This is a genomic window from Sorangium sp. So ce185 (genome assembly GCF_051526825.1).
Taxonomy (GTDB): domain Bacteria; phylum Myxococcota_A; class Polyangia; order Polyangiales; family Polyangiaceae; genus Sorangium; species Sorangium cellulosum_D.
In genome coordinates this window covers 7746677-7763261 of the sequence record NZ_CP150316.1, presented here as the reverse complement: position 1 = coordinate 7763261, position 16585 = coordinate 7746677, and the positions used below count along the sequence as shown (strand labels likewise).

The window sequence follows — 16585 nt, the reverse complement described above, 5'->3', positions numbered from 1 at the left end:
AGGTCGCCGCGATCGGGCGTCGTCCCTGGGATCTGCGCGGCTCCGCGGCGCCGGCCCCCGGTCAGGGACAGTCGTCGCCGATGCTCAGCCCGGTCGCGAAGAGGTGGTGGGCCTCGGGCTCTCCCCGCCCCGTCGCGGTGACGTCGACGGTGATGTTGCACAGCACGTAGTCGCTCGGCCCGGCCTCCCACGAGAGGGTCCCGGTGGCGCCGGTCACGCTCACTTTGCGGCCTCTCGAGGTCCCTGCCGGGCCCTCGCAGTCGGCCGCCCGGTCGGTGATCAGCACATAGGCGGCGCTCCAGCCCTCGGGAGCCTCGATGTCGAGGCCCGTCTGGACGAGGGGCGGCGTGATCGCGCTGAGCTGCACGCACCGGTCGAGCTCCCGATCGGCCTTGCGCACGAGCAGGTGGTCGGGCCCCGGGTAGTACTGCACGCTGTACTCGGCGGCGGGCGGCGCCTCGCCCTGGCCGCCGCCGCCCGTGTCGCCGTGCTCGGCGGCGGGCGGCGCCTCGCCCTGGCCGTCACCGCCGCCCGTGTCGCCGCTCCCGGGCGCGGGCACGACGACGTTTCCGCAGGCGGCGAGGGCGAGACCGAAGAAAAGCGCGAGGGAAAGGGAAGCAGAGCGGTGCATGAAGCCGAGGCTCTCATACGCGGTCGCCGGCGAGGAGCGTCCAGCAGCATTCTGCGCGTGAGCCGGTGTGGGCACCCCGTGTGTCGGGCGCCCGTCTACAGGCACCCGTCGTTCACGGCCACGCCAGTGGCGCGGAGGAGCGCGGTCGCGGGCTCCGTCGGGAAGGTGGCGGTGATGTCCACGTCGAGGGTGCACGGCATGGCTGTTCCCCCCGAGAGATCCATCGACAGGCTCCCGATGGCGCCCATCGCGCGCACGGCCTCTCCAGCGGGCTTCGACGCCCCCGGCGCGCAGCCGGCCGCCCCGCTGGTCCTCTCGATGCGCGTCACGACCCAGGTCTCCGGGAGCGTGGCGACGTCGAAGCCCTCCGGCGCGCTCTCGGCCGGCGCATCGGCGTAGAGCGTCACGCACGCGTCCGTCTCCGGTTCGGCCTTGTAGACGACGAGGTGATCGAGCCCGCCGGCCCAGTAGGTCGCGGCGTAGTCGCCGCCCACGGGCTTGAGGCAGGAGGTGGACTCCGAGACGTCCACCCCGGCCTGCTGCGCGGAGCACGCATTGCAATAGAACTGACCGTCGCAGCCGCAGACGCCCGGGCAATGCGCGGGACATACCTCGGGGCGGGCGGAGCAACGGCCCACGGTGTCGAAGGTCCCGCACGAGTCGTCGGGGAAGTCGCAGAACTCCTCTGCGCTGCAGATGCCGCCGCTGCGCGCCCCGCAGGCGACGGGCGCGCCGCCGCCGCCTGAGGTCGCGCTCGTGGTGGCGCCGTCGCCGCCCGCGCCGTCATCGCCGCCGCCCGCGCCGCCGCTGCCGGGCGGGGTGTCGACGGTGCCGCCGCAGGCGGCGAGGAGAAGGCCGGAGAGCACGGAGCCCAGGAGTCGATGGTTCATGACCGGAGTATGCCACGGTCAGTCGCTCGCTCGCCCCGATGCCCCGAATGCGTGCCGCAGGTGCGGCCCGATGCGCCGGGCGATCACGAGGTCGGCGAGGGGCGGGGCGAGCGCCTGCAGCAGCAGCAGCAGCCGCGTGGAAGCGCCCATCACGGCCTTCGTCTTCCTCGCGAGCAGGGCGGCCAGCACGAAGTCGGCGACCTTCTCCGGCGGCGCGAGCGCGCTCCCCGCGCGGCGCCAGAGGTCCGCGAAGGGGCGCTCGGCCGCCGTGTCCGCCGGCGCCGGGCCGACATAGCAGAGGAGCTCGGCCCGCCCCTCGGCGGCGAGCTCGCGGTTCACCGCGCTGCAGAAGCCGGCCAGCCCGGCCCGCGCGGCCACGTCGACCGAGTAGTACGGCAGCGCGAGGGTTCCGTCGCCGAAGCCGCCGAAGAGGGCGATCACGCCCCCCGGGCGCAAGCAGGGCAGGAAGGCGCGCGCCACGTGGATCGGCCCCGCGAGATCGACGGCCAGCTCCAGCTCGACATCCTGGTCGGTGTGCGCGTCCAGCCCCTTGCGCACGTCGACGCCGGTCGCACACACCACGTGGTCGACGGGCCCCACGCGCGCTGCCACGTCGCGCAGCTGCGGCGCCGCGAGCTCGGCCGTGTGGTGCGCCGCCCCGTGTGCCCCCGCGAGGCGAGCGAGGCGCGCGCCGTCGCGCGCGACGAGGACGACCTCCGCGCCCTCCCTCGCCAAGGCCCGCACGACGGCCTCGCCCAGCCCGCCCGTGGCCCCGACCACCACGACCCGCCTGCCGCGGAAGCTCTCGCCGGTATCGACCTTCGGAGGCCGGAAGCGCGCGAGCGCCTCGGCGCCGAGGACCAGCCCCGCCCCCCAGAACATGACCTCGCCGGCCCCGATGAGCACGGCGGCGAGGACGGCGCGCTCCCCGACCGAAAGCGGGAGGAAGGGCACGACGAGGAACGCCGAGAACCAGACCGGAAACGAGCCGATCACCGAGCCCCAGGCGAGCGCGCGCAGGATGGCCTTGCGGCGAGAGGACGACGTCACGGGCCGCGCCCCTCGCTCAGCTGCCCCAGGCGCCGGATGACCTCGGTCCGTCGCTCGGGCGGCGGCGGGTCCAGCCCGAGCAGCTCCGCCATCCAGAGCCCGTCGACGGCGAGCCGGACGACCAGCGCGTCGACCGGACAGATGCCGTCGCGGTCGAGCCGCTCCGCCCACGCACGGTAGCGCTCGCGCAGCGGCTCGAGGAGGTGGGGCGCGAGCGCGACGGCCGCGAGCAGCGCGGCGCTGGTCCGGTCGGGCACCTCGCCCTCGACGGTGGCGTGCAGATAGGCGCGCGTGAAGGAGCCCGGCCTGCCGTCCTCGCGCTGCGCGAGCCGGCGATCGAAGTTGGCGACGAGCGCCCCCACGAGGCCCTCCACGAGCGCCTCCTTCGAGGCGAAGTGATAGAGCAGCCCGCCCTTGCTCACCCCGGCCTCGGCCGCGACGGCATCGAGGGTCAGCGCATCGCTGCCGTCGCGGCGAACGATGACGGCGGCGGCGGCGAGGATGCGGTCGCGCTGGCTTGGCCTTGGCACCTCGTTTCTATACCGTCCAGACGGTTCAGTTTCAAGGGACAAACATGAGCGCGTTCCATCGAGCGCAGGACCGACGGTCGTGGTCAACTTTGCCCAGAGAGCGTCCACATGAAGGCGGGAAGGCGGGAAGATTATTAAGGTTTTCTTCCCACCTTCCCGCCTTCATGTTCCAATTTGACCACGACTGGACCGACGGGCTCCAGCAGGCCATGCCGTTGCTTCCCTAGGGACGGTCGAAGAAGTCGAAGACGTCGGGCAGCACGAGCGGGACCATTCCTGCGTGGTCCGCGTCGACTTCCTTGTACGTGATCGCGTAGCCGCCAGCCGTCATCCAGTCGCGCAGCTCGTGGCTGCCCGTCAGGGAGGGCGTGCCGCGGGTCCCTTCCGTCACGAAGATGGGCATGTCGCGCAGCCGGTCCCAAGGATAGCCCGACTCCTGGACGAAGGGTCCGGACATGGGCGCCAGAGCCGTCCAGTAGTCGGCGTATTTGCCGCCGATGTACCAGGTGCCGCCGCTCCCCATCGAGTGTCCCGTGAGGAACATCGCGCTGCGATCGATCGGATACTCGTTCAGCACCAGCTCCAGGACGTTGATGACGTCCTTCTCGCTGAGCTCCTGATCGCGCACGCGCTCGGGCGTGACCATGGCCAGGAGCTTCTCCGCCTCTTCGGGCTGCCCGAACACGGCCGGCAGCCGCAGGAAGTTACCGTACGCGCCGTTGTAGCCGAGCGGCGAGACCAGCAGCACGCCATGCTGGTCGGCCAGCGTCACCATCTGCTTGTTGTTCTGATCCAGGTACGAGCTCTCGTCGTTCCCAGCGCCGTGCAAGAACATCACGAGGGGCAGCTCCGACGTGCCGTCCCAGCGATTCGGGACGCAGACGCGGTAAGGAACGTCGGCGCCGGCGGCTTGAAAGCGATAGGTCCTGCGCTGGTCGCCTTTGGCGCGCCACTGCGGCGAGCCTGGATCGGCGACGGACGTGGCGAGCGCTCGCGCCTCGAGCACCACAGCGCGCGGATCGAGCGTGGTCCCGAACGAGATGGTCACCGGCTCGAATTCGTCGTGGCCGCCCGTGCCCGTCGCGCCTCCAGCGCCGGCCTCGCCGCCGGCCGCCGTCGTTCCGCCGCTGGGCGCCCCACCGCCCGTGGCGCCGCCTCCTTCACCTCCCGCGCTCGCCGAAGCGCCTCCCGTGGACGCGCCGGTCGTGGCACCGCCGCCGCTGCCTGAGACGGCGGCCCCGCCCGTCCCGGCTTGAGGCGTGTTGCCCGACGCGCCCGTGCCGTGATCCCCGTCACCGCTGCAACCCGAGAGGGCGTAAGAGCCGACCAGTGCCGCGACAAATGTGATTCGAGCGAACGTGGGTTGGTTGGTCATTGGAATTCCCAGGCGCGATCTCGCCCTCACCGGCAGCGTTCCACGAGGCGCGCCCTCCGCGTGAGGTCGTTTCCGTTGGATGTTTCACCGCGCGCACCCGCGCGCGCTCCGCCGCTGGGCGCTGGCGCGCGATGCCGAGCAGGCTGCTTGATGGCCGGAAAATCCAGCTCCGACATGGCCATCGTCTCGCTGGATCTCCGCTCGCCGCGGTCGCGGTGAGGCACGCATTGTGATCGTTCACATTTTCAATGTCAACTCTCTCTTCTCTTCCGACCCGCCGCCGGCGCGGACTCGAGCCCTCAGAGCGTCGGCAGCACGCCGCGGTCGCGCCCGAGCGGGAACGCCGTCTCCAGGCGGGCGACGTCCTCGCTGGTGAGGCGCAGATCGCCCGCGGCCGCGTTGTCGAGCGCGTGCGCGGCGCTCGCCGCCTTCGGGATCACGAAGACCGGCTGGCGGCGCAGCAGGAAGCGCAGCGCGACCTGCCGCGGGGTCACGCCGTGGGCGGCGGCGATCGACGCGAGCACCCTGCCCGCCGTGCCGTCCGGCGCCGGGAACCGGCCCGAGCCAAAGGGGCTGTAGGCGACGACCGCGATGCCGTGCCGCTCGCAGAGCGGCAGCACCCGGTGCTCGACCGCCCGCTCGAGCAGGTGATAGAGCACCTGATTGCACGCGATCTCGTTCACTCCGGCGATCGCGATGGCCCTCGAGAGCTCCGCCTGGTCGAAGTTGCTGACGCCGAAATACCGGATCTTGCCCTGGGCCCTCAGGTCCTTGAAGGCGCGGAAGGTCTCCTCGAGCGGGTGCGACCCGGGCCAGTGGAGGAGATAGAGGTCGAGCCGGTCGGTGCGGAGCCGCTCCAGGCTGCGCTCGCACGCGGCGATGGTGCCGGAGTAGCTCGCGTTGCTGGGCAATACCTTGGAGACGAGGAACACCTCGTCGCGGCGCCCCTCGATCGCCTTTCCCACGAGCGTCTCGACCTCGCCCGAGCCGTACATCTCGGCCGTGTCGATGTGCGTCATGCCCGCGTCGAGCCCCCGCCGGATGGCGTCGACGCAGCCCGCCTCGTCGTCCGCCTCCATCTGCCAGGTGCCCTGTCCGACGACCGGAATCTTGACGCCCGTAGAACCGAGTGTGCGCTGCTCCATAGAACGATGATCCTCCGCTCCGTCCCGAAAGACAGCATGCGGCTCCCCCCCTCGCCGAGGCGAGCCCCGTCCGAGTGGGATCGCTGAAATCACCGCGGAAGGCAAGCCCGAGCGCGGTCCGATCGGGCCGAGGCCGGCTGTCGGCGATGTCGCCCTGTCGTGAAAAATTCCTCGCTCGAGGACGGCCCGGACAGGCGATGAGCGGCTGTGCCGATTGCCCGCCGCGCGCCCGTCGCGCTCACGTCCCGCCCGAGGTCGGCGGGCCGTCGTAGCGGCGGGTAGGCCCCTCGGAGAATCGAGAGATTTCGATGATTTCCAGGGAACCGTCGCCGTCCGGCGGGGCGAGCCACGGGCCGTCGAACCGCGCGACCAGCGCCGTCACGTTGTCGCGTCCGCCGGCGGCGAGCGCGGCGCCGATCAGGGCGCTTGCCGCCTCTGCCGGATCGGGGTGGGCGTCGAGCGCGGCGGCGATGTGCCGGTCGTCGATGAGGTCGCTCAGACCGTCGGTGCAGAGCAGCAGGGCATCCCCGCGGCGGAGCTCCACGGCGGAGAGCGCGATGCTGAGGCGCTCGCGCAGCCCGAGGGCCTGGAGCATCACGCCCCGGTGCTCGAAGGTGGCGGCCTCGTCGGGCCGGAGCTTGCCGCTCTCGAGCAGCGACTGGACCAGGGTCTGGTCGCGGGTCACCTGCGTGAGGGCGCCGCGGCGGAGGAGGTAAGCGCGGCTGTCGCCGACCTGCGCGAGCAACAGGCGCTCGTCGCAGAGCGCGGCGACGGTGGCGGTGGTGCCGCTGCTCCGGTGCTGCGGGCTCCTCCGGGCGTTGTCGCGGACGGCGCGCCCGGCCTCGCCGAGCGCCGCGAGCAGGCCGCGCTCGAGCGCGTCGCTCGAGCGGGGCGCGGTTCGGGCGAGGGCGGCGTGGACCGTGCGCGCGGCGAGCCGGCTCGCCGCGTCGGGGGACGACGCGCCGCCCGAGCCGTCGTAGACGCCGAGCGCCAGGGCGAGCGGCGGCTCCGCCGACGCCTGGGCCGCCGCGGGCCCGTGGGCGAGCCCGCGCGCGAGGTCGCTGATGAGGAAGGTGTCCTCGTTGTGCTCGCGGCTGAGCCCCACGTCGGTCCGGGCCGCCGCGGCGACCGACGCGGCGTGCTCGATGGCGAACGAGCGGTACACGGGCATGCGCGTAGCGTACTCCGAGGGCGGCGTCCGAGGGAGGGCGCCGGCGCCCGTGAGGCCGCCGCGGCGGGCCGTTGCGCGGGCGTGGAGCGGCCGCCGGCGAGCGCTGCGGGCGCCACGTTCGCGCTGGGCGGCCGGATCGCCGGCGCGCGCTCGACGCGCCGCGCGCTTCGTGCATGAGTGGCGCATGAGGCTCGCCCGCAACCCCGAGCGCGCGTGGGAGCGCGCCGCGCACGTCCAGACCCTGGATCGCGCCGAGATCGAGCGGCGCATCGGGCCGTTCTCCGGCGAGGTGGAGGTGCTCGCCGGCGGGCTCGCCAACGTGAACGTGCGCCTCGGCGCCGACCGTGTGCTGCGCGTGTACCGGCGAGATCCGGGCGCGGCGTCGAAGGAGGCCAGCCTGCTCGCGCGGGGCTGGAGGTCGTTCCGCGTCCCGGCGGTCCTGTCGGCGGGCGATGATTTTCTCCTGCTCGAGCACGTCGCCCACGGGCCCCTCCAGGACACCGCGGCGTGCGGCGCCGCGGCCGGGCGCGCGCTCGCGGAGATCCACGGCGTCGGCTTCGACAGCGCGGGCTTCCTCGGGCCGGATCTCGCCGTCGCCGCGCCGTTCGCCGACTGCGTGGGCGCGCTTCGGAGCTACGTCGCCTCGGTCCTCGACAGGCTGGCTCCAGCCCTGCGCGGCGAGCTCGGCGAGCGCGTGAGCGCCTTTCTCGACGCGCGCGACGGGGCGCTCCGCGAGCGCGCGTCGGCCCCCGTGCTCCTGCATGGAGACTTCAAGGCCTCCAACCTGCACTGGCTCCCGTCGGGCGAGCTCCTCGTGCTCGATTGGGAGTTCGCGTACTCCGGACCGAGGCTGATGGACGTCGGGCAGCTCCTGCGCTGGGGGCCAGGGGCCGAGTTCGTGGCGGCGTTCGCGGGCGCGTACCGCGCGCATGCGCCGCTCGCCGACGACTTCGAGCGCTGGGCCGCGGCCTTCGACCTGTTCAACCTGGTGGGGCTGCTCGATGGGGTGGAGCCGAGCTCGCGCCGGGCCGTGGAAGTCCGCGGCCGGATTCTACAAACGCTTCAAGAGGATCGTTGAGCCGGGCTTGACGCGGGCACGGCTGCCCGCGTCGTACCGCTGCGGCGCCATGCGCGCCCGGCGCCCTACCTGGGCAGCGAGGACGCGGAAACGTCGCTCGGGGTCCGGAACCTCCGAGGGGCGAGGATCACGTCCGCGCGCAGCGGGCATTTAGGGAGGATGGCGACGTGGCGAACGCGGGCATTCAGGGGGCGTTCCTGGTGGCGGCCGGGCGTTTGCGTTCATTGAAGCTGGGAAAATACGACCATGGCAAAGCGCGTGAACCGAAGAATCTTCCTCCGGGGGGTGGGCGGAGCTTGCCTCGCGGCGCCGTTCCTCAGCTCGATCACGGATCGCGCCGTGCAGGCGCAGCCGGCCACGCCGCCGAAGCGGCTGATCGTGATGTACACGCACTATGGCTGCATCACGACGCGGTTCTTCCCGAAGAAGTCGCACGGCCCGCTCACCGCCGCGGACCTCCAGTCGACGACGCTCAAGCACCTTGCGCCTTACGTCGACAAGCTCCTCATGCCCCGAGGCATCCGCGCGATGAACGAGTGGACGGCGACGATGGCGCGGGGGCAGGGGAACGATCGCCACACGCAGGTGAACGGGTCGTACTTCACGTGCCACCCGGTCACGCCCAACAGCGACGACCCGTTCAGCTTCGCCCAAGAGACGAAGTTCAACGCCAAGCCGACCGGTCCCTCGCTGGACCACGTCATCGCACGACAGCTCAGCCCGCAAGGCACTCCGTTGCTCTTGAGCACGGCTGGCCAGCGCGATAACCCTCAGTCGGCGATCTCGTACTCCGCCGCGGAGACCCTCTTCAGGGGCCTCAACGCGTCGCAGGCCTTCAGCACCCTCACGGGCCTCTTCCACGCGGGGGAGCCGACGTCTCCGGACACCTACGCGGCGATGCGCGGCAAGAGCGTCCTCGACCTCGTCAAGGATGATCTGCAGACCCTCGAGCGGCTCGACATGAGCCGCGCCGACAAGCAGAAGCTCGCAGCCTGGAAGGAGCTCCTCCACGCGACAGGGACCGTGGTGGCTTCTCCGAACTGCACCACGTCCCTCGCCACCGCGCTCGGCGCGACGCAAGAGAACGTCGACCTGGTGAGCACGACCTCGAGCACCGACGACATGCTGACGCGGCGAATCTCGGACAGCCTCGACGGCGCGGACCTCTCTTCGAACCTCGCCGTGCTCGCGGCGGCGTGCAACGCGAACCCCGTCATCTTCCTGAAATACCCCGGGAACTACTATTTCAAGGGGCTCGGCCTGACACAAGAGAGCGCCAGTCTCTCGGGTCGCCTGGACAACGCGGGCATGGTGGGCACCTGCGTCCCGGGTGTGATCGACATGCTCCTCAAGATCGACGACTACTATGCGAGGAAGTTCGCCCACCTCGTCGAGCAGCTGAACCGCATCGACGAGGGCGACGGGACGCTCCTCGACAACTGTGCGGCCGTCTGGTTCCAGGACGTGTCGGACGGCTGCGCCCGCAACCTCAACAACCTGCCGATCGTCCAGGTCGGCAGCGCCGGCGGCTATTTCAAGACCGGCTGGGCCGTCAACGTCGAGGACGGCTCGCCCGAGCTCACGACCGGCAACAGCGAGATCACGTGCGTCGACGGCGGTCCGACCGAGGTCGACGGGGTCAGCCAAGCCACGGGGACCGATCCGTCGCTCGCCAACGCGCCGATCAACAAGTACTTCTGCAGCTTGATGAACGCCCTCGGCGTCAAGGCGGGCCCGGATGGTTTCCCGGCGCCGGGCGGTTCCGAGCCGGTGACCCACTTCGGCATGTACGACCGGACGGAAGACTTCATCGGAGGCGGGATCCATCCCCCCACCATCCACGATCCAGGCGAGTTCACCGCGCTCAAGGCGAGCTCCTGAGCGGCCCTGCGCGACGGGAGGCGCCGGCGAGGGGCGTTCGGGAGGAGAGCGCGGCCGGCCGCCGCAGCAGCTTCGGGCCCGCTCCGGCGAGCAGCCCGCGCGGGCATCCCCGGCGCGGGCCACCACGGCGGGCCGCTCGGCGCGCCGGCGCGGAGGGCGGCCCGCCCGTTCAGGGCAGGGCCGCGGCGATCAGGACGAGACCTTCACCCAGGCGGGACGCGTGCTGACGCGCTTCCACCAGGCCGCGACGTTCGGCCGGTCGTTGATGAGGTCGTCGACCTTCGTGAACGCGAGGCACTGCATGTACGGCATCCACGAGATGTCGGCCAGCGAGTAGGTCGAGCCCGCGAGGTACTCCTGGCCGGCCAGCGCCTTGTCGACGATGTCGAGCGCCTTCGCGAGCTCGGCCTTGGCCGACGCGACGAGGGACTCGTCGCCCTGCTGGCCGCGCATCGGGAGCAGGACGCGCTGGTAGAGGATCTTGATGGCGGGCCCGGAGACATAGGACTGCTCCACGCTGAGCCACTGATCCATGAGCGCCTTCGCCCTGAGCTCGGTCGGCGTGAGCGAGGGGCCCGGGAGCTTCTGGTCGAGGTACCGGATGATCGCCCGCGACTCGTAGAGCTTGAAGTCCTCGTCCTCGAGCACCGGGATCACGCCGAAGGGGTGGCGCGCGAGGTGCTCGGGCTGCTTATGCTCGCCCTTCCCGAGGTCGATGACCACGACCTGCGCCTCGTGACCCTTCTCGGCGAGCACCGTCAGCACCTTGCGCGTACACGTGCTCATGGGATGTCCGTAGACCTTCATGGATCCTCCTTGTCCTGTGTCCTGTCGAGAGGCGCCGGCGGACGGCGGCCTCCGCGGCGCGTCAGAGTAGACGGATTCCGTGGCTTGCCAACCGTCCTGGTGGGGTCCGGGACGCGGCGGGGCGCGCGATCACGCCTCGCGCCGGCGGTCCGCCTGCCACTCGGCGTCGCGGGCCGCGGCGAAGACGGGCAGGCGCGCGAGCCACCGCTCGCCGGCGTTCGGGCGCTCGATCGCGATGCGCAGCGCGGCGATGAGCTCCAGCGGCGCGGCGTCGAGGCCCTGCTCCCGCGCGGCCCAGCCCAGGCCGGCGAGCACGGCGTTCGCGACCTCGTAGCTCGGGCGGTGCATCGGGGCCGTGGGGACGGCCGCGGGCGCGGCGAAGTGGCGCTCGCACGCCGCGGCGTCGAGGGAGCTCCAGCCGGCGCACACGATCGGGCGGACGGCGTGGACCGAGCAGGCGCCGCGCTCGTCGAGGAGCGGGCAGGGGACCCGGGCCTCGGCGCGCTCGAGCCGGGAGAGGCCGCGCGTCGCGGCGTCGGCGGCGCGCACGCGCTCGGCGAGCGCGGCGAGCTCCGCCTCGGTCCGGGTGGCGCGCAGGTGGGCCGCGATGCGCAGCACCTCCGGCGCCAGCACGAGCACCTTGCTGACGCAGCAGGTCGAGCAGCCGGCCCGGCAGGCGATGGGCCGGGCGGGCGGCTCGGCGGCCACCGCGGCCTCCTCCAGCGCCTCCGCGCGCGCGAGCGCCGCGGCCGCGGCCGCCACGGCGCCGGCCTCGGTGCGCTCGCCGAGCGAGAGCGCGAGCGCGGCGCGCTCGCCGTCGGCGATGCCCTCGAGGACGGCGGGGGTGTACCGCGTGCCGGGGGCGAGCGGCAGGGGGCGCTTCTGCCGGGGCATCGCGGCGCTACTCGAGCTCCGGGAGGCGCCAGTCGATCTCCCCGGCGCCGCGTGCGCGCAGGGCGGCGTTGATGGTCGAGAACGGCTTGCTGCCGAAGAAGCCGCTCCTCGCCGACAGCGGCGAGGGGTGGGCCGCCTTGATGACGGTGTGGCGGCGCGCGTCGATGAGCTTCGCCTTCTTCTGCGCGTGGCCGCCCCAGAGGACGAACACGACGCCATCGGGCCGGTCGTTGACCTTCCGGATCACGGCGTCGGTGAACGTCTCCCAGCCCTGGTTCTTGTGCGAGTTCGGCGTGTGCGCGCGGACGGTGAGCACGGTGTTCAGCAGCAGCACGCCCTGGCTCGCCCAGGCGGTGAGGCAGCCGTGGCTCGGGACCTTGAAGTCCGGCAGATCGGCGAGCGCCTCCTTGTACATGTTGGCGAGCGACGGCGGCGGCGGGACGCCCGGGCGCACGGAGAAGCAGAGCCCGTGGGCCTGCCCCTCGTCGTGGTACGGGTCCTGGCCGAGGAGCAGCACGCGCACGCGCTCGTACGGCGTGAGCTTGAACGCGGCGAAGACGTCCTCCTCGGCCGGGAAGACCCGGTGGGCCTCGCGCTCGGCCGAAAGGAAGCGCGTCAGCTGCTGGAAATAGGGCTTCTCGAGCTCCTCCGCGAGCACGTTTTGCCACGAGCCGGGCAGATCGATCTTCATCTCTCGCTCAGACCCCTTCCTTCGGGCAGAGATCGCTCATGCGGCACTCCGCGCACTTGGGCTTCCTGGCGACGCAGGTGTACCGGCCGTGCAGGACCATGGCAGGGCCGAAGAAGGTCCATTGATCCTTCGGCACGAGCCGCATGAGGTCCTCCTCGATCTGCTCGGGCTTCTCGCGCTTCGAGAGGCCGATGCGGCCGCTGAGGCGGGCGACGTGGGTGTCGACGATGATCCCGGAGGGGAGGCCGAACGCCGTGTTGAGCACGACGTTCGCCGTCTTCCTGGCCACGCCCGGCAGCGACGTGAGGTCGGCCATGTTCCCGGGCACCTCGCCGCCGAAGCGCGCGACGAGCGCCTGGCACGCGGCCTTCACGGTCTTCGTCTTCTGCCGGTAGAAGCCGGTCGGCTTGAGCTCCTCCTCGAGCACCTCGGTGGGGGCGTCGGCGTACGCCTGCGCCGTCGTGTACTTCTTGAAGAGGGTGGCGGTCACCCGGTTGACGCGTTCGTCCGTGCATTGCGCGGCCAGGATGGTCGCGACGAGCAGGTCGAGCGGCGTCTCCCAGTCGAGCTCGTAGCGCGCGTCGGGGTAAGCCTCGCGCAGGTGTTGGAGGAGGGGGGGGATGCGGTCTCGGGCGTTCATGCGGCTCGCCGCAGGGTAGCCCAGCCCGGCGCCGTCCGTCAGCGTCGCCGGGCGACGGGGCCCGGGCGCTTCCGGCCGAAGTAGATCTCGAGCAGCTCGCGGCCGACGAGGTTCGCCTTGGTGCGCCACGCGATGTCGTTGGCCAGCATCACGGAGACGGCGATCTCCGGGCGGTCGGACGGCGCGAACGACGCGAACCACGAGAACATCCGCGAGGGGCTGCCGCCGACCAGCGTGCCGGTCTTGGCGGCGACGGGCATGGCGCCGAGGGCGCGCGTGCCGTCCGGCTTGCGGAACGCCTTGGCGCAGGTGCCCCGCCGCGTGGTGACCTCGAGCATCGAGCGGAGGGTGCGCGCGACCTCGGGCCGGAGGCCGCGGCCGTCGGTGCTCCGCGGCGCGGCCGCGTCGCCGCCGGCCTGCGCGCCCGGCGGCGCGAGCAGCGAGAGCCGGACGCGCTCGCCGTCGTTCGCGATGGTCTGCATCGCGAACAGGGCGCCGAGCGGGCTGAGGCGGCCGCTCCAGAAGCCCGCGCCGGCGCGGGCCAGCCCGAGCGCGTCGTCCGGGATCTGGGCGGTGCTCGGCGCGCCCGGGACGTCGATGGGGACCTCGCCGTCGAAGCCGAGATCGCGGGCCTTGCGGCGCAGGTCGGCGGCCGTGAGGTGCTGGCCGGCGAGGCGGGCGAAGACGCCGTTGATGCTGCGGCCGAGCGCCTCGCCGAAGACGGTGCAGGTGGCGCCGCGGCCCTGGAGGTCGCGCGCGGTGATCGCGCTCATGCCGCCCGTGTAGCAGACGGGCGTCGCGACGTTCACCTTGCCGGCCTCGAGGAGCGCCGCGGCGGTGACGATCTTGAAGAGGCTCGCGCTCGGGGCGAGCGGGGTCGCGACGTAGTCGCGCTTGCCGCGGCTGGCCCAGACGAGGATGCGGCCGGTGCGGACGTCGGAGGCGACGATGGCGCCCTCGGGCGCGCCGGAGCGGGCGAGGAGGCGCTCGGCGGCGCGCTGGAGATCGGGGTCGAGCGTGAGGCGCACCTGCTTGCTCGACGCGCCGACCGCCGCGTGGACCGCGCCGCCCTCGACGTGGAGCTTGCGAACGCCGGGCGGCGCCGGGGATGCCGTCGCCGGCGCGATCCACAGGGCGGCCGCGGCGGCGAGCGCGAGGTAGAGACGCGATCGCACGTGGAGCAGATGCCAGAGGGGGCGCGCGCGGGCCAAGTTCCGCGCGGCGCCGTCCCCGTCAGGCCGCGCCCGAGGCGCCGCCGAACGCCGCGAGGTTCTCGCGTACCCACGCCTCGAAGCGCCGCGGCTCGCGGCCGAGCACCGCCTCGACATCGTCGCTCAGCGTCGCGGCCCGGCCTTCGCGCAGGAAGCTGACGCCCTCGAAGACGGCGTCCGCGAGCTCGCGCGCGGCGCCCGCGGCCAGCATCTGATCGCGCACCCTGTCCGGCGGAACATCGGTCGTCTCGATGGAGCGCCCGAGCGCCCCCTCCAGGATCGCCACCTGATCGTGCGCATTCAGCAGCTCGGGGCCGGTGAGCGTGTAAATCCTGCCGTCGTGCCGATCCGACGTCAGCGCCGCGACGGCGACGGCCGCCACGTCGCCTGGGTCGATGATCCCTTGCCGGCCGTCTCCGGTCCAGACGGGCACCGCGCCGCCCGCGCGGATGGCCGCCGCCCACTGCAGCACGTTCGACGCGAACCCCACGGGCCGGAGCAAGGTCCACGCGAGCCCCGACGTCCGCACGGCGTGCTCGCCGGCCCGGTGCCAGTCTCCGACCCGCGATCGGAGGTCGGCGCCGAAGGCCGAGAGCTTCACCAGCTTCTTCACGCCGCTCTTCTGCGCCGCATCGACCGTGGCCACGTCATGCGCCGAGATCGACGGCCCGGGCGCGCTGAGCAAGAACAGCGCCTCGACCCCTCGGAGCGCGGCCCGCAGCGAGCCGGGATCGTCGAAGTCGCCGCGGACCAGCTCCACCTCGCGACCGAGCGCCGCGGCGCGCGCTGGATCGCGCGTCATGGCGCGGATCGGCGCGCCCCTCTCGACCAGTTGCCTCACGACCTCTCTGCCGATGGTGCCGGTGGCACCGGTTATCAGGATCATCTGAGCTTCCCTCGTCGTACGGTCCACGCGTCTCGCGTGCCTTCGAGAGGTCAGCTTGCGGCGCGCGCGCGCCGGCATCTTGAAGAAATCGGACAGCGCGGTGGCGTTGCGGCACCCGATCCCGGCGTGTAGGATCTCGCCTCGATGGATGTGCCCTTCGAGCGCGTCTTGCTGCCTCCGGCGCGGCTGCGACCTTATGTGTCGAGCATCGTGGTGGCGGCTCGGCCGGGTGACACCTCGCTGTGGGCGCGCCTTCCGGACACGGGTGCGTCGCTCGTCTTCTGCAGACCGTCCGCCGGTGCGAGCGAGCTGATGGCCGTCGGTCCGAGCACCCGGGCCACGTACAAGGCAGGCTCGTCGAAGCCGCTGTTCGTGCGCGTGGGGCTCCGTGCGGGCTGCGCTCGCCCGCTCCTGGGCGCCGCGCTCCACGAGCTCGCCGACCGCGCCGTCGCCCTGGAGGACCTGTGGGGCGCGCGCGGCGCGCGAGCTCGCGGCGCGCTGGCCGCGGCGGAAGGCGACATCGACCGGGTGCTCCGCGCGCTCGAAGAGCTCGTCCTCGAGGGCGCGCGCGGCGAGCGCGCCGTGGACGACGCCTCGCGCGTGAGGCTCCTGGACCGCGCCACCCGGCTGCTCGATGGCGGGGCTGACCTCCCGCCCGAGCGGGTGCACGCGCTGGCGCGAGGGCTCGGGCTGAGCGAGCGACAGCTGCGGAGGATCTTCCAGGACGAGATCGGCGTCTCTCCCAAGCGCTATGCCCGCATCGCGCGCCTTCGGCGCGTGCTTTCGAGGATCGGCACCTCGAGCTGGGCGCAGCTCGCCGTCGAGCTGGGCTTCTCCGACCAGCCGCATCTGAATGCCGAGTTCCGCGAGCTGCTCGGGGTGACGCCGCGGGGCTTCGTGGAGCGCCGTTTCCCTCGGGCGGGGCAGTGCGGCTCCATCGCGTTGCCCGCGGGCCGTGCGGGCGAGCACCCGCTGCCGTAGCGCCGGGATTGCCCCGTTCACTCGGGACCACGAGCGCGATCTTCCCGGTGCCCGTCCCTGCAGGCATTGGCGTCATGGCGGCTCCTTTGCCCGGTGCATTTTCCGTTCAGAGCGATAAAGCGCCGTGACAATCGACGGACGTCCGGGGACTCCCCGCGTGCGCGTCCTGAACCAGCACGTGTTCACCGCGCGGCGGACGAACCGAGCCCGCCGCCGTCGTCACCGCGAGCGTCGAACGAGGCGAGCGAAACGAAGAACACGCTCACCCACAAAAAAAGGTCTGGACAATCGAAGTGAGTATTTACTAATTTGAAAAATGGTCCTGTGCGCATTCAGCATCAAATCGGGACCAACCTCGCTGTATTCGATCCGGTTCTGGTGAGCTCCGAGCGACGCAGGGCGCTGCCGCACGGAGCGTTTGGTGCTGAGTGCGCCGAGATCCTCCTCGGGTGCAGCGCTCCCTTTTGTGGAGCGTGAAGGCCTGGGGCGAGGTGCCCAAAAACGTCACCGCGTGGCCGCGAATCGTGCGAACCGCGCGAACCGCGCGAACCGCGCGAACCGTGCGAACCGTCAGCAACGCGATGTTCTTTTGAGGGTTGTCCCTCGCAAATGTCTGGACAGTTCGACGATCGTATTGCTAACTTGAACACTGGACCTGTGCGCATCCGCTCTCCGATTTTGCGCTGACGCCTCGCGCGCCTGATCTGATCCTTATCAGCCCGCG

Annotated in this window: 16 protein-coding genes; 3 read left to right on the top strand and 13 right to left on the bottom strand. The window is 72.1% G+C overall.

Going from position 1 to position 16585, the window contains the following annotated elements; all coding sequences use genetic code 11:
- Positions 1-61: 61 nt before the first annotated feature.
- The 7 genes from WMF26_RS28290 to WMF26_RS28260 all read right to left on the bottom strand — a co-directional run bounded on the left by WMF26_RS28290 (position 62) and on the right by WMF26_RS28260 (position 6792).
- Positions 62-631, bottom strand: a complete 570-nt coding sequence (locus WMF26_RS28290) for a hypothetical protein (RefSeq protein WP_437995214.1) — start codon at positions 629-631, stop codon at positions 62-64.
- Positions 632-726: 95 nt separating this feature from the next.
- Positions 727-1521 carry a hypothetical protein gene (locus tag WMF26_RS28285; protein WP_437995213.1) on the bottom strand — a complete coding sequence of 265 codons (795 nt, stop codon included), beginning with the start codon at positions 1519-1521 and terminating at the stop codon, positions 727-729.
- An 18-nt stretch (positions 1522-1539) separates the two neighbouring features.
- Positions 1540-2571, bottom strand: a complete 1032-nt coding sequence (locus WMF26_RS28280; protein WP_437995212.1) for an SDR family NAD(P)-dependent oxidoreductase — start codon at positions 2569-2571, stop codon at positions 1540-1542.
- Entirely contained in the window at positions 2568-3101 is a 534-nt protein-coding gene (locus tag WMF26_RS28275; protein ID WP_437995211.1) for a TetR/AcrR family transcriptional regulator, read from the bottom strand. Before WMF26_RS28275 ends, WMF26_RS28280 begins: the two co-directional genes overlap by 4 nt.
- A 223-nt stretch (positions 3102-3324) precedes the next feature.
- Entirely contained in the window at positions 3325-4149 is an 825-nt protein-coding gene (locus WMF26_RS28270) for a hypothetical protein (RefSeq protein WP_437995210.1), read from the bottom strand.
- Positions 4150-4775: 626 nt separating this feature from the next.
- Positions 4776-5621, bottom strand: coding sequence for an aldo/keto reductase (locus tag WMF26_RS28265; protein WP_437995209.1), 846 nt, complete (start codon positions 5619-5621; stop codon positions 4776-4778).
- Positions 5622-5859: 238 nt separating this feature from the next.
- Entirely contained in the window at positions 5860-6792 is a 933-nt protein-coding gene (locus tag WMF26_RS28260) for a PP2C family protein-serine/threonine phosphatase (protein WP_437995208.1), read from the bottom strand.
- Between the two features lie 184 nt (positions 6793-6976).
- Between WMF26_RS28260 and WMF26_RS28255 the strand changes: the two genes are divergently transcribed.
- Positions 6977-7870: a phosphotransferase family protein gene (locus tag WMF26_RS28255; RefSeq protein WP_437995207.1), complete on the top strand. Its 894-nt coding sequence runs from the start codon at positions 6977-6979 to the stop codon at positions 7868-7870.
- A 258-nt stretch (positions 7871-8128) separates the two neighbouring features.
- Positions 8129-9751 (top strand): DUF1552 domain-containing protein, encoded by a 1623-nt coding sequence (locus WMF26_RS28250; protein ID WP_437995206.1) that lies wholly within the window; start codon positions 8129-8131, stop codon positions 9749-9751.
- 189 nt (positions 9752-9940) lie between these two features.
- Here WMF26_RS28250 and WMF26_RS28245 read toward each other — a convergent pair whose 3' ends face one another.
- The 6 genes from WMF26_RS28245 to WMF26_RS28220 form a co-directional block, all read right to left on the bottom strand.
- Positions 9941-10558, bottom strand: coding sequence for a glutathione S-transferase family protein (locus tag WMF26_RS28245; protein ID WP_061628095.1), 618 nt, complete (start codon positions 10556-10558; stop codon positions 9941-9943).
- A 129-nt stretch (positions 10559-10687) separates the two neighbouring features.
- Complete coding sequence (locus WMF26_RS28240; protein ID WP_437995205.1) at positions 10688-11452, bottom strand: YkgJ family cysteine cluster protein; 765 nt, start codon at positions 11450-11452, stop codon at positions 10688-10690.
- Between the two features lie 7 nt (positions 11453-11459).
- Positions 11460-12143 carry a uracil-DNA glycosylase gene (gene ung, locus WMF26_RS28235; protein WP_437949262.1) on the bottom strand — a complete coding sequence of 228 codons (684 nt, stop codon included), beginning with the start codon at positions 12141-12143 and terminating at the stop codon, positions 11460-11462.
- Between the two features lie 7 nt (positions 12144-12150).
- A complete protein-coding gene (gene nth / locus WMF26_RS28230) occupies positions 12151-12783 on the bottom strand; it encodes an endonuclease III (RefSeq protein ID WP_061626106.1) in 633 nt (210 codons plus the stop codon).
- 38 nt (positions 12784-12821) lie between these two features.
- The gene (locus tag WMF26_RS28225) at positions 12822-13958 is read right to left on the bottom strand and encodes a penicillin-binding transpeptidase domain-containing protein (RefSeq protein WP_437995204.1); all 1137 of its coding nucleotides are present in this window, start codon (positions 13956-13958) and stop codon (positions 12822-12824) included.
- Positions 13959-14016: 58 nt separating this feature from the next.
- Positions 14017-14880, bottom strand: coding sequence for an SDR family oxidoreductase (locus WMF26_RS28220; protein ID WP_437995203.1), 864 nt, complete (start codon positions 14878-14880; stop codon positions 14017-14019).
- Between the two features lie 144 nt (positions 14881-15024).
- Here WMF26_RS28220 and WMF26_RS28215 point away from each other — a divergent pair, with 144 nt between their 5' ends.
- A complete protein-coding gene (locus tag WMF26_RS28215) occupies positions 15025-15861 on the top strand; it encodes a helix-turn-helix domain-containing protein (RefSeq protein WP_437949260.1) in 837 nt (278 codons plus the stop codon).
- Positions 15862-16585: the final 724 nt, after the last annotated feature.

Coding starts and splice junctions, on each gene's coding strand:
- WMF26_RS28290 (WP_437995214.1), bottom strand. CDS start 631: ATGCACCGCTCTGCTTCCCTTTCCCTCGCGCTTTTCTTCGGTCTCGCC.
- WMF26_RS28215 (WP_437949260.1), top strand. CDS start 15,025: ATGGATGTGCCCTTCGAGCGCGTCTTGCTGCCTCCGGCGCGGCTGCGA.
- ung (WP_437949262.1), bottom strand. CDS start 12,143: ATGAAGATCGATCTGCCCGGCTCGTGGCAAAACGTGCTCGCGGAGGAG.
- WMF26_RS28260 (WP_437995208.1), bottom strand. CDS start 6,792: ATGCCCGTGTACCGCTCGTTCGCCATCGAGCACGCCGCGTCGGTCGCC.
- WMF26_RS28285 (WP_437995213.1), bottom strand. CDS start 1,521: ATGAACCATCGACTCCTGGGCTCCGTGCTCTCCGGCCTTCTCCTCGCC.
- nth (WP_061626106.1), bottom strand. CDS start 12,783: ATGAACGCCCGAGACCGCATCCCCCCCCTCCTCCAACACCTGCGCGAG.
- WMF26_RS28240 (WP_437995205.1), bottom strand. CDS start 11,452: ATGCCCCGGCAGAAGCGCCCCCTGCCGCTCGCCCCCGGCACGCGGTAC.
- WMF26_RS28265 (WP_437995209.1), bottom strand. CDS start 5,621: ATGGAGCAGCGCACACTCGGTTCTACGGGCGTCAAGATTCCGGTCGTC.
- WMF26_RS28220 (WP_437995203.1), bottom strand. CDS start 14,880: ATGATCCTGATAACCGGTGCCACCGGCACCATCGGCAGAGAGGTCGTG.
- WMF26_RS28245 (WP_061628095.1), bottom strand. CDS start 10,558: ATGAAGGTCTACGGACATCCCATGAGCACGTGTACGCGCAAGGTGCTG.
- WMF26_RS28255 (WP_437995207.1), top strand. CDS start 6,977: ATGAGGCTCGCCCGCAACCCCGAGCGCGCGTGGGAGCGCGCCGCGCAC.